Origin of the sequence: Facklamia sp. P12955 (assembly GCF_050409565.1) — a bacterium.
GTDB lineage: Bacteria > Bacillota > Bacilli > Lactobacillales > Aerococcaceae > Facklamia.
Genome location: NZ_JBNUPF010000018.1, coordinates 1 through 19,338 on the forward strand (window position 1 = coordinate 1; position 19,338 = coordinate 19,338).

The 19,338-nt window shown below is 35.6% G+C and carries 15 protein-coding genes and 1 tRNA gene; 13 read left to right on the forward strand and 3 right to left on the reverse strand.

Annotated elements, in window-relative coordinates; genetic code table 11:
- Positions 1–568: 568 nt before the first annotated feature.
- The 10 genes from glgB to ACQV2G_RS06220 all read left to right on the forward strand — a co-directional run bounded on the left by glgB (position 569) and on the right by ACQV2G_RS06220 (position 14,824).
- Entirely contained in the window at positions 569–2,503 is a 1,935-nt protein-coding gene (gene glgB / locus ACQV2G_RS06175; protein WP_428874636.1) for a 1,4-alpha-glucan branching protein GlgB, read from the forward strand.
- A gap of 1 nt (position 2,504) precedes the next feature.
- Positions 2,505–3,641, forward strand: a complete 1,137-nt coding sequence (locus ACQV2G_RS06180; RefSeq protein ID WP_428876375.1) for a glucose-1-phosphate adenylyltransferase — start codon at positions 2,505–2,507, stop codon at positions 3,639–3,641.
- Positions 3,642–4,796, forward strand: a complete 1,155-nt coding sequence (gene glgD, locus ACQV2G_RS06185) for a glucose-1-phosphate adenylyltransferase subunit GlgD (protein WP_428872924.1) — start codon at positions 3,642–3,644, stop codon at positions 4,794–4,796.
- 10 nt (positions 4,797–4,806) lie between these two features.
- On the forward strand, positions 4,807–6,258 hold the full coding sequence (gene glgA / locus ACQV2G_RS06190; RefSeq protein WP_428876376.1) for a glycogen synthase GlgA: 1,452 nt from the start codon (positions 4,807–4,809) through the stop codon (positions 6,256–6,258).
- 218 nt (positions 6,259–6,476) lie between these two features.
- Positions 6,477–8,603 (forward strand): transglycosylase domain-containing protein, encoded by a 2,127-nt coding sequence (locus ACQV2G_RS06195; protein WP_428876377.1) that lies wholly within the window; start codon positions 6,477–6,479, stop codon positions 8,601–8,603.
- A 92-nt stretch (positions 8,604–8,695) separates the two neighbouring features.
- Positions 8,696–9,040, forward strand: coding sequence for a YlbF family regulator (locus ACQV2G_RS06200; protein ID WP_428872927.1), 345 nt, complete (start codon positions 8,696–8,698; stop codon positions 9,038–9,040).
- 96 nt (positions 9,041–9,136) lie between these two features.
- Entirely contained in the window at positions 9,137–10,405 is a 1,269-nt protein-coding gene (locus tag ACQV2G_RS06205; protein ID WP_428872929.1) for a metallophosphoesterase family protein, read from the forward strand.
- Positions 10,395–13,214 carry an AAA family ATPase gene (locus ACQV2G_RS06210; protein WP_428876378.1) on the forward strand — a complete coding sequence of 940 codons (2,820 nt, stop codon included), beginning with the start codon at positions 10,395–10,397 and terminating at the stop codon, positions 13,212–13,214. Before ACQV2G_RS06205 ends, ACQV2G_RS06210 begins: the two co-directional genes overlap by 11 nt.
- Positions 13,215–14,162: a 3'-5' exoribonuclease YhaM family protein gene (locus tag ACQV2G_RS06215; protein ID WP_428876379.1), complete on the forward strand. Its 948-nt coding sequence runs from the start codon at positions 13,215–13,217 to the stop codon at positions 14,160–14,162.
- Positions 14,163–14,170: 8 nt separating this feature from the next.
- Positions 14,171–14,824 carry an SRPBCC family protein gene (locus ACQV2G_RS06220; protein WP_428876381.1) on the forward strand — a complete coding sequence of 218 codons (654 nt, stop codon included), beginning with the start codon at positions 14,171–14,173 and terminating at the stop codon, positions 14,822–14,824.
- Between the two features lie 67 nt (positions 14,825–14,891).
- Here ACQV2G_RS06220 and ACQV2G_RS06225 read toward each other — a convergent pair whose 3' ends face one another.
- The 3 genes from ACQV2G_RS06225 to ACQV2G_RS06235 form a co-directional block, all read right to left on the reverse strand.
- Positions 14,892–15,893 carry a peptidylprolyl isomerase gene (locus ACQV2G_RS06225; protein ID WP_428876382.1) on the reverse strand — a complete coding sequence of 334 codons (1,002 nt, stop codon included), beginning with the start codon at positions 15,891–15,893 and terminating at the stop codon, positions 14,892–14,894.
- A 140-nt stretch (positions 15,894–16,033) separates the two neighbouring features.
- Positions 16,034–16,393 (reverse strand): YtxH domain-containing protein, encoded by a 360-nt coding sequence (locus tag ACQV2G_RS06230; RefSeq protein ID WP_428876383.1) that lies wholly within the window; start codon positions 16,391–16,393, stop codon positions 16,034–16,036.
- Between the two features lies 1 nt (position 16,394).
- Complete coding sequence (locus tag ACQV2G_RS06235) at positions 16,395–16,829, reverse strand: HIT family protein (protein ID WP_428874644.1); 435 nt, start codon at positions 16,827–16,829, stop codon at positions 16,395–16,397.
- A 240-nt stretch (positions 16,830–17,069) separates the two neighbouring features.
- Here ACQV2G_RS06235 and ACQV2G_RS06240 point away from each other — a divergent pair, with 240 nt between their 5' ends.
- The 3 genes from ACQV2G_RS06240 (at position 17,070) to ACQV2G_RS06250 (ending at position 19,294) form a co-directional block, all read left to right on the forward strand.
- On the forward strand, positions 17,070–17,837 hold the full coding sequence (locus ACQV2G_RS06240) for a hypothetical protein (RefSeq protein ID WP_428876384.1): 768 nt from the start codon (positions 17,070–17,072) through the stop codon (positions 17,835–17,837).
- A 120-nt stretch (positions 17,838–17,957) separates the two neighbouring features.
- Positions 17,958–18,029 (forward strand) — tRNA-Arg (locus ACQV2G_RS06245).
- A 653-nt stretch (positions 18,030–18,682) separates the two neighbouring features.
- Complete coding sequence (locus ACQV2G_RS06250) at positions 18,683–19,294, forward strand: 50S ribosomal protein L25 (protein WP_428872939.1); 612 nt, start codon at positions 18,683–18,685, stop codon at positions 19,292–19,294.
- The last annotated feature ends 44 nt before the right edge of the window (positions 19,295–19,338 follow it).

The window sequence follows — 19,338 nt, forward strand, 5'->3', positions numbered from 1 at the left end:
TAGTGGGACATTTTGATTTGTGTTCTCTTGAGACATTATCATTTACGTTTAACAGGATAATAAAAACTTAGCAGTATAAGCTTGTCTATGCTTGTTGCTTATGGTAAGATTTATACTTGCGATGAGTCGAATACAATCTGGTAGATTGGAAGCAAGCTGTCTAGAGCTAAGAGTTCAAGCCAGGAAGGCGACAGAGCAAGTTGGAGCTGTGAACTGCAACTTGCAGTATCTTAGGATATTTTGCGATTCGTGAGTACTAGTTACTCACCGACACTCTTATGGAGTGTCCCTTATAAAAGAGCCTTTAACTTTCTGAAATTCAGTCAGTTAGAGGCTTTTTTGTATGAATTTAAAAAACAAGAGTTTTAGAGCTTAAATTTTTAATATTTATAACTAATTAATTTCAATATTAATGAACATATCATTTTGACTTTAAAATGGGCTTTGTCATGGGATTATTCTTTTAAATTAGAGGGCGTTCCGTTACAATATTGGTAATTGAACAAGTTACCCAATTCACTTAATAGTCCGTCTCAAACTTATCAATTATAAGAATGGAAGGTTGCCAATGACATTTTCCTTGGATCGAAGTAGCTTAAACAAAGAAATAGAAAAGTTTTCAACACAATTGCATGACCAAGCCTATCATTTTTTAGGTGCCAAGCAGGTTCAGTCAAATTCAAAAGGTTATCAGTTTAGTGTATGGGCACCCAATGCTTGGCAGGTATATTTACAAGGCGATTTTTCTAATTGGAAAAATCTATGGATGGAAAAACTTGATGGCGGTGTATGGAGTCTATATGTTGAAAACGCTCAAGCAGGACATTGTTATAAATATGGAATGGATCATGGAAATAATCACATTGAATATAAAATTGATCCTTACGCTATGCGATTTGAAAAACCCCCTCAAGATGCATCGATTATCGAAGATCTCACACCATTCCCATGGAATGATCAAAAGTGGCTAAAAGCACGCAAGGCTAAAGATAAATTTGACAGTCCTTTACAAATTTATGAAGTTCATCAGAGTTCATGGCGACAGCATCCCGATGGAAGATCTTATTCTTTTAAAGAGTTAGCTCACAGTTTAGTTCCTTATGTTAAAGAAATGGGTTATAACTACATTGAGTTTATGCCTCTAACTGCCTTTCCTTATGCTCCTTCTTGGGGCTATCAGGTAACCGGCTATTACGCAGTCGCTGGTCAATATGGAAGTAATGAAGATTTTAAATATTTCGTTAATTATGCTCATCAAGAAGGCATTGGTGTCATTCTTGATTGGGTACCTGGTCATTTCAATCAAAATGCGAATGCTTTGGCATATTTTGATGGTCAGGCTTGTTATGAGTATGCAGATCCTCAACGAGCTAAAAATATTAGCTGGGGTAGTTTAAATTTTGACCTTGGAAAATTACAGGTACAATCTTTTCTAATCTCAAATTTAAATTATTGGCTGTCTGAATTTCATTTGGATGGTATTCGAGCAGATGCTATTTCAAATATTCTTTATCTCGATTTTGATCAAGGTCCCTGGACGCCTAATAAATATGGAGGAAATGACAACCTTGAAGGCTATCATTTCTTACGCATAATGAATCAATGGGTTCAAGATTACTATCCTGAGGTTTATATGATTGCTGAAGAAGCCACTTCATCTAGCGGAATAACTTTGGATATTGCTCATGGAGGATTGGGTTTTGATTATAAATGGAATATGGGTTGGATGAATGATGTCTTACGGTTTTTCCAACTTCCTTACAATCAAAGGCCAGCTCAATTACGTCTCATTACTTTTGTTTTTATGTATCAATTTAAAGAACGTTACTTACTTCCTTTCTCTCATGATGAGGTTGTTCATGGGAAAAAATCCTTGCTAGCTAAAATGCCAGGTAGTCGCTATGATCAATTTGCTGATTTGAGACTTTTACATGCCTATATGTTAGCTCAACCTGGTAAAAAACTTCATTTTATGGGTAATGAATTGGGACAATTTATAGAGTGGCGTTATTATGAAGAATTAGATTGGCAAGGACTAAAGCAAGAATATAATAGTGAATATCAAGCGTTTATGCGAACTATCAATAAGATTGGCTTAAATAGGCCAGAATTTTATCAATTGGATCATCATCCAGAAGGAATAACAGTTTTGGATGCGGATGATTTAGAGAGAGGATTGCTAAGTTTTATTCGTTGGTCTAAAAACAAACAATCATACTCTGTGATAATGATTAATTTTTCAAAAAATCATTATTATGATGTGGAATTAGGTGTCCCTGAAAGTGGAGATTTTCTTGTCTATCTTAATAGTCAAGCAGATCAATTTGCAGGTTATCAACAAAATTGGCAAAAGTTTTACCAAGCAAAAAATAAAAGCTGTTGTAAGCAAGATTATTGTTGTTTGATTGAAGTTCCAGCTTTATCCGTTCAATTTATTGAACATATAAATTTGCATCAAGATAGAAAGGAGAAGGATGCTAAGCAGTTAGTATCCAAACGCTAAAATGAAAGATGAAATGATTGCGATGATACTAGCCGGAGGTCAAGGAAGTAGGTTGGGCGTTTTGACCAAGCAGATTGCTAAGCCCGCAGTGCCATTTGGAGGAAGGTATCGTATTATTGACTTTGCTTTAAGTAACTGTGCAAATTCTAACATTCATAAAGTGGGGGTCATTACTCAGTACCAGCCTCTAGAATTAAATGGTCATATCGCTAATGGGGAGGCTTGGGGCTTTAATGCTAGCGGTGGTGGCACAACTATTTTACAACCTTATTCATCCACTGATGGAGAAAAGTGGTTTAAAGGGACATCAAATGCTATTTATCAGAACATAACCTATATCGATTCTGTTAATCCAGAATATGTTTTAATTTTATCTGGAGATCATATTTATAAAATGGATTATTCAAAGATGTTAGATTTTCATAAAGAAAAAGGCGCTTCTTTAACAGTTGCTGTGAAACCTGTGCCTATCAAAGAAGCGACACGCTTTGGAATTATGAACACAGATAAAAATGATCGTATCGTTGAATTCGAGGAAAAACCTGATCAGCCACAATCAAATTTGGCTTCAATGGGGATCTACATTTTCAATTGGCAGAAATTACGTAACTATTTAATTGAAGATCAAGATCAAGATAATCAATTAGAAGATTTTGGTAAACACGTTATTCCACTTTATTTAGCCAATGATGAAGCATCTTATGCTTATGCCTTTGACGGTTACTGGAAAGATGTGGGAACTATTTCATCCTTATGGGAAGCAAATATGGAGATTTTGAATCAAGAACACCCACTCTATCACTCCAATCCAGATTGGCGTGTCTACTCGAATAATCCGGTTCTACCTCCGCAAGTAGTGACGGATCATGCGGCGATCTATGATTCCTTTGTTACTGATGGATGTTATGTATCAGGAGAAATTCACCGGTCTATTCTTTCCGAAAACGTAAAGGTGGGGCTGGATTCTCAGATTACTGATTCGGTGATCATGGCTAATGCTAGGATTGGAGCATCTTGTCGAATTGAGTATGCAATTGTTGGCGAGAATGCTCGAATAGCAGATGGAGCAATGGTGATTGGAACAGAAAGAGACATTGCAGTTGTCGGTTTTGGCGATCAGATAGAAAGGAAGAATTAAATGGTTCAGCATAAGACTTGTGCAATTTTAAATTTAACAGAAGACAATCAACCTCTATATCCTTTAACTTATAATCGTCCTATCGCAGCTTTGCCATTTGCGAGTCGTTATCGCATTATTGATTTTATTTTATCTTCTCTTTCTTACGCTCAAGTTCAATCGGTGGCTATGTTTATTGGTGAGTCCGGACGCTCTCTGTATGATCATATCCGCTCAGGAGCCTCATGGAATCTTGATTCACGGATTAGAGGAGGTATTTTCACTTTCTCTCAACAAGACTGGAAGGCGCGTTATCATCGAGAGAACGACCATGAAGACTACTATTATAATCATCGAATCTTCTTAGAAAGATCGAAAGCTAAGTATGTCTTTGTATCTGGATCGAAGATTATCGCTAATTTAAATATTAATGACTTACGTCAATCGCACATTAGAAGTAAGAAAGATGTAACTTTAGTTTATAAAAATGTGATTGCATCGACTATAGGGATGGACCATCCCAACGAACGCATCGTTGCGTTTGATGAAGAAAAAAATATCGTCGATCTATTACCTAACTCAGAAAAACCCGCTCTTGCATCCGTTAGTTCCAGCTTAGATATGTATTTTCTATCTGTAGACATTCTTTTAGCTTTAATTGACCGAGCTGATAGAGAAGAGCAGTATCTTGAAATAGATGATCTTATTCAGTTTTATTTATTGGATTATAGCATTCATCCTTATGAATATACTGGTTATACCGCAAATATTAATACGGTAGAAGCCTACTATCAAGCCAATATGGACATGTTAAACCATTTATCCTTTGCAGCTTTATTCCATACGGATCAGGCTGTTCGTACCAAATCCAAAAATGGAATTCCAACCTATTACCATGAGCGTTCCTATGTGCGAAATGCAATTTTAGCAACTGGAACGACCGTTTACGGTGAAGTAATCGACTCTTTAATTAATCGGCGAGTTCAAATTGGGGAGAATGCTAGTGTGAGAAATTCAATTATTCAACAAGGGGTTGAAATTGGAGAGGGAGCCACAGTAGAGTACGCCATTTTAGATAAAAATGTCGTGGTTAAGCCCGGCACAGTGATTCGTGGACGCCCTGATAAATTAATTGTAAAAGCTAAAAATGAAATTGTGGATGCAAGGGTAGATTAGGAGGATTTAAATGAAAATACTTTATGCCTCAGCTGAAGCGGCTCCTTTCTTTAAAACAGGAGGTCTAGGAGATGTCGCTTCTGCATTGCCAAAAGAGTTAGCGAAGGAACCCGATCTTGATGTTCGTGTGGTGCTTCCTTTCTATAGTCAAATGGCTAATGAATATGCGCAACAGCTAGAAGAAATTGCACATTTTCGTTTCCAACTGGGGCAACGAAATGTCTACTGTGGAATTAAGCAATTGAAGGACCATGGAGTAACCTATTACTTCATTGATAATTTGGCTTATTTTGATCGCGCTTCTTTATATGGAGAATGGGATGATGGCGAACGCTTTGCCTATTTTTCAACTGCTATCATTGAAATGCTGGAAGTAATTAATTGGATACCAGAAATTATTCATTGCAATGATTGGCAAACGGCTATGATACCCGCTCTTTTAATCGATCGTTATCACTGGAAGGAATCCTTAAAAAATATTCGAAAAGTACTCACTATTCACAATTTACGTTTTCAAGGGATTTATGATGCATCCATGCTTTCGAATGTCTTTGGCACTGGCTTTAATACCTTTACCGACGATGGTTTGAAGTACCACAACAATATGAATTACCTTAAGGGTGGTATTAACTTTGCCGATCGAGTAACAACGGTCAGTCCGACCTACGCTCAAGAAATATTAACTCCAGAATTTGGTGAAGGTTTAGATGCAGTATTAAGGCGAAATGAATGGAAACTTAAAGGAATTATTAATGGAATCGATCTAGAAATCAATAATCCCAAGACAGACAGCTATTTGCCTTATCATTATGATCAATCAGATCTTTCAAACAAAGCTAAAGTAAAAAGCTACCTTCAAAGGCAACTTACTCTTAAACAAGATAATCAGATCCCTTTAATTGGAATCGTCAGCCGGCTGACAGACCAAAAAGGTTTGCAATTAGTTGAGCAAATTATGGATGATTTACTGCAACAAAATGTTCAAATGGTTATTTTAGGTACTGGAGACCAACACTTTGAAGATTCATTTCGCTATTTCGAGCAGAAATACCCTGATCAACTGAGAGCTTGCATTCAATTTGATCTTGGACTGGCTCAGCAAATATATGCTGCCAGCGATATTTTCTTGATGCCATCTGCTTTTGAACCTTGTGGTCTCTCGCAAATGATTGCCATGCGCTATGGCACACTGCCTCTGGTGCATGAGACAGGAGGCTTAAAAGATACTGTCGAAGCTTATAATAAATATACTGGCCAGGGAACCGGTTTTTCATTTAAAGGTTTTAACCGCGACAATTTACTTTTTACCATTAATATGGCCTTAGATATTTTTATTAATCAAAAGGAAGTTTGGCAGAAGTTAGTGAAGCAAGCCATGGGTAAAGATTTCTCTTGGACTGCACCTGCTAAAGCATATAAAGCTGTTTATGATGAACTTTTAAATACATCTGTCAATTTATAGAATTTAATTAATTTTCAATTATTAGCCTTCTAAAAATGTTTCATTGAGACATCAGTTAGATGGCTATTTGAATACTTAGGCAAAAGTCATACAATCTTTCATAAATTTTCTTAATCATTTAGTATAATTTAATAAAAAGATTGACCTCGGACTTTAGTTGGAAGGCGGTCGATATAATTCTGTCTAGGATAGAATTAACAAAGTAGGTGAATGATTAAATGGAGAAATTTAAAATGCAATCGAGTAAACATAAAATATTTCAAGGGATCAAAAATATTTGGCGCTATTACCGAGGATGGAAGTGGTTAGTGTTTATTGCTTTATCACTTACCTTATTCTTAACCTCTTATTTGGTTTTTATTGCGAAAACGACTGATGTTAAACAACTGCAAGATTCCCTGCAAACAAAAACAGAAATCTATGACAAACAAGATCAATATGTAGGTACACTCTTATCGCAAAAAGGAAGCTATGTGACCTTAGATGAGATATCTCCCTTAATGCAAGAAACAGTTGTTAAAACTGAAGACAAGCGCTTTTATGATCACAATGGATTCGATACAATTGGAATTGGTCGAGCGTTTTTGCGTTTAGTTATTAATCGCAATACTTCTGGTGGGGGAGGCTCCACTTTAACACAGCAATTAGCTAAAAATGCTTTTCTCAGCTTGGATCAAACTTTTCAACGTAAATTAAAAGAATTGTTTCTAGCACTTGAAATTGAGAAAACTTATTCAAAAGATCAAATTCTTGAAATGTATTTAAACAATGCCTACTTTGGTAATGGAGTCTGGGGCATTCAAGATGCGGCTCAAAAATACTTTGGCATTAATGCTTACCAATTAGATCAGAATCAATCAATGGTTCTAACCGGTATCTTAAAAGGTCCTTCCTTATATAATCCAATTGATGATTATCAAGCAGCTATTGACCGACGAAATGTCATTGCTGATCTTTTGGCTGATGAAGGGGTTATCTCATTTTCTAACGCAGAGGATTACAAAGCAATGTCTATACCTCTTTTAGACAATTATGTTCCAGCCAGTTCTGGACATGAATATCCATTTTACTTTGATGCGGTGATCAATGAAGCTATTCGTAAGGTAAACATCCCTGAAGAAGACCTTATGTCCAAGGGCTATCGAATTTATACTAATTTAGATATCAATGCTCAACAAGGTCTTAATAACGCTTATCAAGAGAATGCTTATTTATTTAATGATGGGGCATATGATGCGCCGATTGTTCAAAGCGCAAGTGCGATAGTTGATACTCGTACTGGGGGAATTATGGCAATTTATGGAGGAAGAGGAGAATATGTCTATCGCGGCTTTAACCGTGCTAGCGATATGTATCGTGCTCCTGGATCGACCATTAAGCCCTTAGCAGTTTATTTACCAGCTCTTGAGAATGGATTTAATATGCATTCGATGGTTCCTGATGTTGTTAAGGCTTATGGTAAGGATCAATTTGCTCCAGAAAACTTTAATCGTCAAACGGATCCTAGAGGAGAAGTCCCCTTATACTATGCTTTATCACAAAGTAAAAATACATCCGCTGTTTATTTACTAGATAAATTAGGAATTCAAACCGCAGTCGATAAACTGCATCAATTTGGTATTGAAGTTCCCCAACAAGACCAGCAGTTGACCTTGGCCTTAGGGGCTTTTTCGACAGGAGTAAGCCCTGTGCAATTAGCCTCAGCTTATGCGACTTTTGCTAATAAGGGAATAAGAAATGAATCTTACTTTATTCGACGAATTGAAGATATTTCTGGGAAAGTTGTATATGATAACGAAAAACCTAAACGTCACTTAATCATGACCAAAACGATTGCCGCAGATATGACCAGCATGATGTTAGATACATATGGTGGCAATGGTACTGGATATGGCGCAGGCCCTAATACAGGCTTGATTGCTGGTAAAACAGGAACAACTGAAGTATCAGACGGTTCAACCCAAACGCGAGACCGTTGGATGGTTGGTTATACCCCAGATTTTGCGATAGCGACATGGATTGGTCTGGATGACGTAGAAAGTGCTAATTTGGATGAAATTATGCCAACTGGCATGGGGAGATTATTTAATAGTCAAACTTCTTACATGATGGCATACTCGCTACAAACACCATTTGATGTCAGCTACGCTTCGCAAATGGAAGCTGATACCAATGGTAAAATGGTTGGTGATTGGTTGGAAAATATTGATTTCAACTTTGACGGAGAACTTTTTTCAACACTTAAAGAGAACGGAAGTAATCTTTGGGAAAAGGTTAAATCTTTTAGTAGTGAAAAAACACAAGAGGTTATCAATTGGATCGAAAACTTAGACCTACCTATTTAAAAAACGCCCAATAAAAATGGGTGCTTTCACCTCAGTTTGATTGAAAAAAAGACTAAAAATTGATACTATTATCATATAGAAATGAGGTTATTATGAACATTAATATTTATGATACAGCTAACACTTTAGAACGCGAATTACGACAGTTGCCAGCTTATTTGAATGTAAAATCTGCACTCGAAGAAATAAAGAAAGATCCTGAAAGCAATCAGTTGTTTGAAGAGTTTCGTCAGGTCTCACAGTCACTTCAGACAATGACTGAACAGCCGAGTGAAGAGAAAATCACAGAAGTTCAAAACTTGTATGCAAAAGTAATGGAAAACCCTTCAATTAAGAAGTTAATGGAAAACGAACAACAACTCGGATTTCTAATGGAAGAAATCAATCAAATTATTACCAAGCCACTACAAGACTTATATCAAGCGCCAACTGAATAAATTTGAATTTGGCAACTGGAAGCCATCGAACAATTATCTTTCGAGGTTCTTTCAGTTGCTTTTATCAACCAATTATTTTGGAGAGAGGAGACCGAGATGCGTTTCATGCATTTTGCTGACCTACATTTAGATAGCCCCTTTGCTGGAATGCAAAAACAATACCCTAGCTTACAAGAAGTTCTAATCCAAGCTCCATATAAGGCATTCCATCGAGGCGTTTCATACGCTATTAAAGAAGATGTAGACGCTGTTGTTATTGTAGGAGATATTTATGATACTCAAAAACAAACAATTTATGCTCAACATGCTTTTTTAAAAGAATTAGAACGACTGAAAGCAGCAGAAATCCCAGTGGTTATTTGTCATGGGAATCATGACTTTCTTAATAACCAACGCTTACTGATGCAATATCCTGAAAATGTTTACGTCTTTAAAGATGAGTCGATTGACCATATCGATATAAAGACAAATGATAATCAAACTTGTCGCTTCTATGGTTTTTCTTATAATAAACGTTGGATTCATGAGTCCAAGGCCCAAGAATTCCCTGCAAAAAACAATGAAACGGACTTTACCGTAGGTTTATATCATGGGGAATTGTTAAGTAAGACGCAAAAGGGAAATTATGCTCCTTTTACATTGGAGCAACTAATCTCAAAAAATTATGATTACTGGGCTCTTGGACATATCCATCAGGCAAATACTTTATCCACATTCCCGCTTATTCAATATGCTGGTAGTCCTCAAGGTAGAAATCGCCTGGAGATTGGCGACAAGGGAGCCTATTTAGTCACCTTAGAAGTCGATCAAAAGGTAAAATCTGAATTTATTCATTTAGCTGAAATTGAATGGAGAGATGAAATCATAGAGTGTCAGGAAAACTGGCAAGTTAATGATTTGTTATGGGCGATAGAATCCTTAGTCAATAACTTTAAAGATGAGGTTGATAAGGGCCTACCTTCGAAGATTATTTCTTTAACTTTAAAAAATGCACAACGGTTGCCAATCGATATACAAGAACAAATTGAAAAAGGTGAGGTTGAATCGATCCTCACTGAACCCCAGTCGATCGAAAAATTTGCGATTATTGTTAGGGTAAAGCTTGAGCGTCAAATGGTATTAGATGCCTTCGAATATGATAAAACATTAAAAACTAGCTTCCAAGCGGCTTGTCAAGATATGCAAGAAGGTAAAGCATATCATGAAAGTCTAGCAGAATTATTTGACCACCCAATTATTAAGCAAAGGATGTCAGATTTATCATTGGATGAAGAATTGAAGAAGGAATCTATTCGATCAGCACAAGAGTTAATGATTCAAGCAATCGGATTTGAATTTAAGGAGGCGATTGATAGTGAAGATTAGCACCCTTGATATCTATGGATACGGTAAATGGGTTAATCAACGCTTTGATTTAGATGATCAATTACAGTTGATTTTTGGTCAGAACGAAGCTGGGAAATCAACACTCCAATCTTTTATTCGAAGTATTCTTTTCGGATTTCCTTCTAAACATCGACGGGTCAATCAAATTAATCGCTATGAACCCAAACTTAGTGAAGTATATGGGGGCAGAATTCTTTTAAAAGAAACTAGCCATGGAGATATTTGGGTGGAAAGAACTAATAGAGGTCTAACTTTAACAGATACAAAAGGGCATGAGCTTGAACAACTAGTGTTAGATCAAATCTTAAGTGGATTAGATGAAAACCTCTTTGACTCCTTTTATGCCTTTTCACTGCAAAATTTGCAGGAACTGTCAAATGTTGATGCAGAAAAATTGGGTGATTATTTCCTATCAATCGGAACGGTTGGATCAGATAAATTTCTTTCTGTGGCTAAATATTTCGAAAAAGATCTGGGGCAACTTTATAAATTAAAGGGGAAAAATCCTAAACTTAATCAAGCGTTATTGGAATTTGAAGAACTTAGTCAATCCATTGAGAAAATGAAGCAAAATATGGCGAAGTATGATGACCTGTTCGACCAACAGCAAGCTGAAATAGATCAAATTGAAGGTCTTAATCAGTCTATTCATGATTTAGAAGAAAAGCAAAGACAATTGGATCAGTTGATGACAAGGTTTGATATTTATCAAAAAGACCTCGTCGCTCAAAGAGAGTTAGAGCAATTAGTTTTTACTAAAATGGATAAGGATATGCCAGAAAAATTAGAAGAGGCTGTTCGGACCAAAAATGATAGTCAAAAGACTATACAACAAATGCAAGAGCGTATTCACAATTTAAACAATGAAATGAGTACCCTAACCCGTCTAAATTGGGGAAAAAACCACGAAGACCAAAGGAGACAATGGTCAAGTGATACCGCCCATATTAAAAAGGTGGATTTACGTTTAGAACACGTTTTAGAAAGAATTCAAGAACAAACCAATACTATGGCTCGACTGGCTCGTGAAGGACAGTTTTATCCTGAAAAAGTAAAGAAGTCCTCAGAGTTTGACCGTGAAATCGAGCAAGGTTACGAAATTCAAGCGGCCATAGATGATTTTGAAGGACAAAAAGATTCTATTCAAGCAGAGAGAAAAGTTTTCCTAGATCAGCGAAAAGAATTGCAAACCTACTCTGTCACAGTTAGACAGCAGCACGCAAAACTAGAAAGTATGCGTATGAATGAAAGAGCTCAATTACAACAAGCTACAAATATTAGGCATTATCTTATAGGGGCTCTTTCAATCATTTTAGGACTAGCAATGGGTATTTATCATTTACTTAATCAGACAGGGACGAATTTCCGTTGGATTGCTTTGATTTTAATCGGATTAGGTATACTTTCAACCGCTTATGTCTTCTTTGAGCATCTAAAATATAAAAAGAAATTTCATTCCTCTCCAGCAATTGAGAAAATGGCTGAATTACAAAGAAAAGAGCGCCATTATCAAGATAGAAGTCAAGAACTAGGTCAAGACATCAATCAACGAGAAGCCAATCTTCGATCGGTTGAAGAAGACTTAGTCAGAAAAAGACAAGAGCAGCAACGATGGTTAGTTGCCTTAGGCTTTTATCCAACTGCAGATGCAGAAATTGTTCTTAAATCGAATCCGGTTAAAGAGTACTTTCAAGCTGAAACAATTCGTCAACAATATGAAGAAGAGCGAAATGATCTCAATGTCGAGATTGCCAAATGGCGCAAACAAATCGCTCCACTACTTGAGCGTTTTCCTTTGGGAGATCAAAGTATCAAGGTTCTTATACACCACGTTGAAGAAACTGAAGTTTCAATCGCCCGTCAAGTGGAACGTGGTAAAGCGATGGAGGAACGTATAAGAAATGCTCAAGATATCATTGCTCAAGAGAAAAAACATCTACAAGAGCAGCAAGAAATCATTGAATCAATTTATCAATCAACAAACTCCTTTGACCAAGTTGACTTTAGACAAAAAGTTCAAGCCAATAATCAAATTCAGCAACTCAAAGAAAAACGTCACTTGTATAGTGAGCAGATTAGGGGTTATGAAAATGAGATGTCAGCTATCGAAAGTAAACAGTCATTAATCAATCAATATAATAAGGTTCAAAATGAATTAACGCTTAATAAAAGTCGTGTACAACCTCATCAATATCAGCGTGCAAATATTGAAGTGGCTTTAAATCAGCTTGAGCAAGATGGAAGTTATCAAGTCTTACAACAAAAACTGGAAGATAAGAAAGCAGAAATCATTAAATATGTTCAAGAGTGGAGTAAGAAAAAAATTGCTGTCGATTTAATCTATCAAACATTAAGACAAGGAATGGATAATCCGATTCCTGAAATGAATAAAATGGCTAATGAAATTTTTTCTAAATTAACCTATGGGCGTTATGATCAAATTAAATTGAATAAAACTGGAATCAAAGTTAAACAGTTTTCAGATGTGCTGTTTTCACCTCATGAACTTTCGCAAGGAACCTTGGAGCAATTATATGTCGCTCTACGTTTAGCTTTTATAGTGAATGCCTCTTCAATGGTATCAATGCCTATCATAATCGACGATGCTTTTGTGAACTTCGACGAAATACGTAAAGCAAGCATGTATAAAGTTTTAGAGACCATCAGTCAAAATCATCAAGTTTTATTCTTTACTTTTGATCAAATGGCTGCGGATACATTAGCGATTGATTCGATGATTAACTTAGACGAGCTAATAGAAACGAATTCAACCCAGGAGGAGAGCTAAATGAGTTTATTATATGAGATTAATGAAGGAGACGAATTTGGAATTTATGTTCTTATTAAAGCAGCAGATGTGAGAACCGCTAGAAATGGCAAACCATTTATTGCCTTCCGTTTTCAAGACCGTTCTGGATCTATGGATGGTATGTATTGGTCTGCTACTGAAGAAGAAATTAACAAATTCCAAGTCGGTAAGGTTGTTTTTCTGAGAGCTAATCGGGATACTTATCAAGGAAGTCCTCAAGTAAAAATTAAAGCACTTCGTTTAGCTGAAGAAGGAGAACCCAACGATCCAACACTTTATGTTGAACGAATTTCTATGAAAATTGATGATATAAAAGAACAGATTAATGACGCTTTATTTCTCATTCAAGAACCGAATATTAATCGAATTGTGCGAAAAATTTTGAGTGAACATGAAGACGCTTTTTACAGCTATCCAGCTGCTAAAAGAAACCATCATGCAATGGCAGGCGGTTTAAGTTATCATACTGTTTCTATGTTGAAAATTGCTAGAGCACTTTTGGCTATCTATCCGCAAATAAATTCTAGCTTACTTATTGGTGGACTGATACTTCACGATATCGGCAAAACAATTGAACTATCTGGAGCTATCTCAACCGAATATACTTTTAAAGGTAAAATGTTAGGTCATATCGTCATTATGTCAGAAATGATTGAACAAGTATGTCAACAAATTGGTATTGATCCTAATAAAGAAGCCGTTGTTTTATTAAAGCACGTTGTACTAGCACATCATGGTAAATTGGAATATGGTAGTCCTGTTCAACCGCGTATTCTTGAAGCAGAAATTCTTCACCATATTGATAATTTAGATGCTACTGTTAATATGATTTTGTCTGTTTTAGATAAGACACAAGAAGGTCAAGAAAGTGCTCAAATTTTCCCATTGGATCGTCGTAGTTTTTATAAACCAAATTTCAGAAAGTAGGCAAATAAATGACAGATAATAGCAATCCAAAGAAATGTAATTGCAAAAATCATGGGTCTAATCATGAGAGTCAATGCCAAGTTAATCATTCTAAATCGAACTCTGAGCACTTATGTGGATGCCATCATCATGCAGAACATAACTACCATCATGGATGTGGTTGTCACCATGAACAAGTAAAAAACCCTCAAACTGATCTTGGTTTTTCTCTATTCTTTGAAGGAGAAATTAATGCAACTCCGGAAGCAGTATGGAACCATTGGACTGATAATGAATACTTATCTAAGTGGAAGTCAGATATGAGGATGATTGACTGCAAACCAGGTGGGTCATTTAAAGTAACAAGAAATGGACAAGCGCATCATTTGATGTTAACAGATGTTGAAGAAGGACATTTATTGGCCTATTTATGGAAAAATGACGATATGGTTCTAACAATTGATCCTGGAGAAAATGATACTACGCTCTTTACTTTTGAATATTGGTTTGCTGATAGAGAAGAAGCCAATGCTGAGGATGTAGCTCCATGGATTATAAATCTTTATGAACTTGAACACTTTATTGTTCATAATGAATTAATGGATACTAAAGACTTGCCGAAAGCATTGATGGCAGAAGTTAATAACTTAATTAAAGAGCAAAAATCACGTGAAACGCTTTAATATTTTAATACAGTAAAACAAAAAAGGTTGAGGATTTTCCTCAACCTTTTTATATTTAAAATAGTTTCTATTCGGCTGGCGCTTCTTCAGCAGGAGCCTCTTCAGCAGGAGCCTCTTCAGCAGGAGCCTCTTCAGCAGCAGGTACTTCCTCAGCAGAAGCATCCTCTGGTTGGTCAGCTAAATTGATTAAATCATCCACTGCATTTTTTAATTCAGGATCTTCAATCTTTAAGTCAGAGTTTTTAATAAGCTCTCCGACAATTCCATAGGTAAAGTTAGAGTCAGCATACTTACTTTGTTTATATGCTTCAACTACTTCTTCTTTACTCTCTTCTAATGGTTTCTTTTCACCATTGTTGATTGTTTTAATAACGTGGTAGCCAAATTCAGATTGAACAGGTTCGCTCGTCATTTCTCCATTAGCTAAAGACTTAACTGCTTCTTCAAATTCTGGAACCATTTGTCCTGGCGAGAAAGGGGCTAATAATCCACCATTTTCTGCAGAACCATCTTTAGATAATTCTTGAGCAACGGTATCGAATTCTTCGCCATTATTGATGCGTTCAATAGCATTTAAAGCTTCTTCTTCCGTATCAACTAGAATATGCTGTGCTTCCATCATTGGTTGGTAATCATTATCATAGAAATTTTGAATGGCTTCATCTGACATATCGATGCGACCTTCAACAATTTCTTGTAAAAGATTACGGATATATAATTGGTATTCATATTGTTCAGCGCTACCTAATTGTTGGTAAGATAAGAATTGTTGGAATACCTCTTCTCCACCCAATTCTTGAATTTGTGACTGAACTTCTTCAGCAGCTCTTGTTTTAGCTCCTTCAGCGTCTTCTACATTTTCAATTAAAACAGCTTCAATAATTTTTGAGCGTAGAGCAGTAGAGCCAAATTGTTCTTTCATATCTTGATAAAAATCTTCAGCAGTGATAGTTGTCTCTCCAATAGTGGCAATTACACCCTCTTGAGCTGAAACGCTTGTTAAATTCGGCAATGCAACAAGTGCGACACTTGCTGCTGTTAAAATCCAAGTACGGATTGATTTTTTCATATTAATTTTCACTCCTATAGTTCTACTATAATTTGCTATAACATAAGCATAAATATATCTTAACACTTAATGATTAGAAAAGATAATATAAGCTAGAAATTCTAAAAAACATCATAATTTTTATAAATTAAAACCTGAATTTAATTCTTATATGAGTTTAAATTAGCTGAAGATATTCCCTCAATATCTTCATTTAATTGCTTAACATTTTCTTTAATTCTTCTTATTCTTGGTTCTGTTTCATCCATGACTTTTTGTTTAGTTTGATTGGTTAAATGAGAAATAAAGTCCATAGTTTGCTTAGCTTCTGCAGTCAATGACTGAATAGCTGAATGAAAACGGGCATAGTCTTGATCAACTTGTTGGAAATCAACTTTAAAATCTTTATAAGTCTTTTTTAGTTGATGTCTTGTTTTCTCACCAGATTGTTTAGCATTCATTAACCCCGCTAGTACTCCAAGAGCTAAGCCAGTTAGAAAACCTTGTGGGAAATTTTTCATACTAATCGCCACTTTCTATTGTTTGTTTAATTGATGCTGCCAATTGCTGAAATTCATCCTGAGTGTAACCATCTGAATGGTCTTCAAAATGTAATTTAAATCCTTCTTCTTTATGATAACGTGGAATCAGGTGAATGTGTGAATGGAAAACAGATTGATAGGCGACTTCTCCATTGTTATTGAGAATATTCATGCCCTTAACACCTGGTATGCTTTTTTTAATGGCGTCGGCAATTTTCGGAATTCGACTAAAAACGGTACTTGCTAACTCTGGATCATACTCAAAAATATCTTTAACATGTTTCTTTGGTATGACTAAAGTATGTCCTTTGGTAACTTGAGTGATATCTAAAAAGGCAAAGACCTCATCATCTTCATAGACCTTAGCGCTAGGAACCTCTCCGTTGATAATCTTACAAAAAATACAATTTGTCATTTTTTTCTCTCCTTTAACTTACGTCTTGTCTCTATAGCATATCATAAGGATTTTAGAAAACGCTATTAATAACATCTTAAAATGAGTCTTCATAAAAAATTCATAAGATTAGCGTGTTACAGGCTTAATTTCATTAAATATTCCATTTTAACTCAAGCCTCCTTTAAACTAGCTATGATATAATAGTTATGTTGAAGAAGGATATATTATAGATATAATAACAATTACATGGGAGGTAGAATGAATTTGAATAAAAGTAAATTTCAAAAAATGTACCTGCTCTTAACTCTTTTAGGCATTTTCCTGGTTTTTAATTTAAATCCTTTAGCAATAGTTCACGGCCAAGAGGAAACGACAGAAGAGCAAGTAGGGATAGAGCAAACTGACGAGCCGTCTAGTCAAGAAATTTTTGAAACAAGTAATGAAGCTGTTTTTGACCCTCTACCTGATGTCGGTCTATTTAAGCAACTCATTCCTTATGTGCATTATTTAAATTATCAATACGTGGGAGATGGAAGTGAATACTTTACTAAAGATATCATCATGGAATTCATGCCTGATGCAAATGGAGTTTTTCAAGTCGCAGAGTTTACAGATACAAAAGCCGTAGCCTACGTTTATCAAATTAAGCCCGATGGTCTATATGAACTCGCTTACTTTGATAATTATACGGTAGTGGAAGACCTGAGGTATTCCGCTGATGCTTCAGATGACAATGTTTCACTCATTCTACCTGTAGATATAAGTGAAGGAGCAATTTTTAAATCAGGCTATCAAGAAGAAATTAAGAAAAAAGTAATTGGTAGGGTGGACTCGCTAACAATTGGTCAAGAAATTTATACTGATGTTTTGCTTGTTGAAGAGATGGCAAAGAATAACGGAGATACAATCCGTATCTATTATGCCAATGACGCAGGTTTGATTTTAATTGAGCGTCTTCATCCAGATGGCACAACCACACCAATAATTTACCTTAGGTCTAGACAAGGTTCAATCATGGACCAATAGTGGATAATTTTTACAATCTTATTTTTAGAATAGGACTAGCATCATTAATTGTTAGTCCTTTTTTATTGGCTTATTTCTTGCTTTTAGCAATTTGAGTTTGGTATAATAGGTAATCGTTAGGCCGCCGTAGTGTAATGGATATCACGGAAGATTCCGGTTCTTTCGATGGGGGTTCGATTCCCTCCGGCGGTATTTGTAATAAAGCTAAAGATTTTTAGCAAAAAATCTCATATTTTTTTAAAAAATACTTTTTAGAGAGTTCAGCCAGATTGGCTGTTTTTTATTTTAAATTAGACTAGCTAGAATAAGGGGATTGACTAGACAATCGCACAAGGGTTGACTAAGATTTAACTAGTTAGAAGACAAGCAATTAGAAAGGAAAACTTAGAAAATTAAAAAGCCCATTTTTAAGAGTAAGTTTATTTCTTATTACCATTCTTGTATTAGCTGCTTGTGATAGTACCAATAAAGCAAATATTGCAAGTGATGCTTATAAGATGTCAACTTATACTCTTATTAAGGCTGCTCAAGAAGGTAATCAAGATAAACAAAGTATTGATTTAGATAATCCCTCAAATATTTATGAAAAGGAAAAAAAGCGCTAAAAAGTAACAACAAAAGATAAAACGACTAGTAGAAAAACCACTACCAAAGATAAATAAATTAAGTTTGTAGTTATTTTTTAAAAGAATAAGGGCAAAAAAGAAAATTATATAGAAAAATCACTAAGACTAGTCATAAAACACTGGTATTGTGAGCTGGTTTTTGATATGATAATTTATGTGTAAAAATTTACAGCAAATCTAGCATTCTATATGCAATAAGTTATAAAGGAGCTCTTATATATGGCAATTAGTGCAGAATTAAGAACAAAGACAGGTACCGGTGCTTCTAAACAAGCACGTCGTGAAGGTAAAATTCCAGTAGTTTTATATGGGCAAAAATTAGAAGCAACTTCTTTATTAGTTGATCGTCGCGAATTCGAATCACTTCTAAAAAAAGAAGGATCTAACGCGGTTTTTGATTTAAACTACGACGGTAAAACGCAAAAAGTAATCTTGAAAGACTTTTCTAAAGCAGCTTTAAAAGATATTTTCTATTCAGTTGACCTAGAAGCTATCTCTGCTGATCAGAAGATTATTGTTGAAGTTCCATTAAGCATTATTAACGAAGAAACAGTTAAAATTGGCATTGTGGAACAAACACTTAATACAGTGGAAATCGAAACTAAACCAGACACTATTCCGAACTCATTTGAAATTGATGTTACTGGAATGGAAATTGGTGACACTAAGACAATTGCTGACTTAGCAGTTCCAGCAGGCGTTGAAATCTTAGAAGATTCAACTGAAACAATCGTTTCAGTTTCTGCTCCAACAGAAGAACCAGAAGAAGAGGAAGAAACTGAAGTGATAGAACCTGAAGTAATTGGTGCTAAAGACGAAGAAGAAGAGTAAAAATTTGTATTATGAAGCACTGTAAACGCTTGTCGTTTATGGTG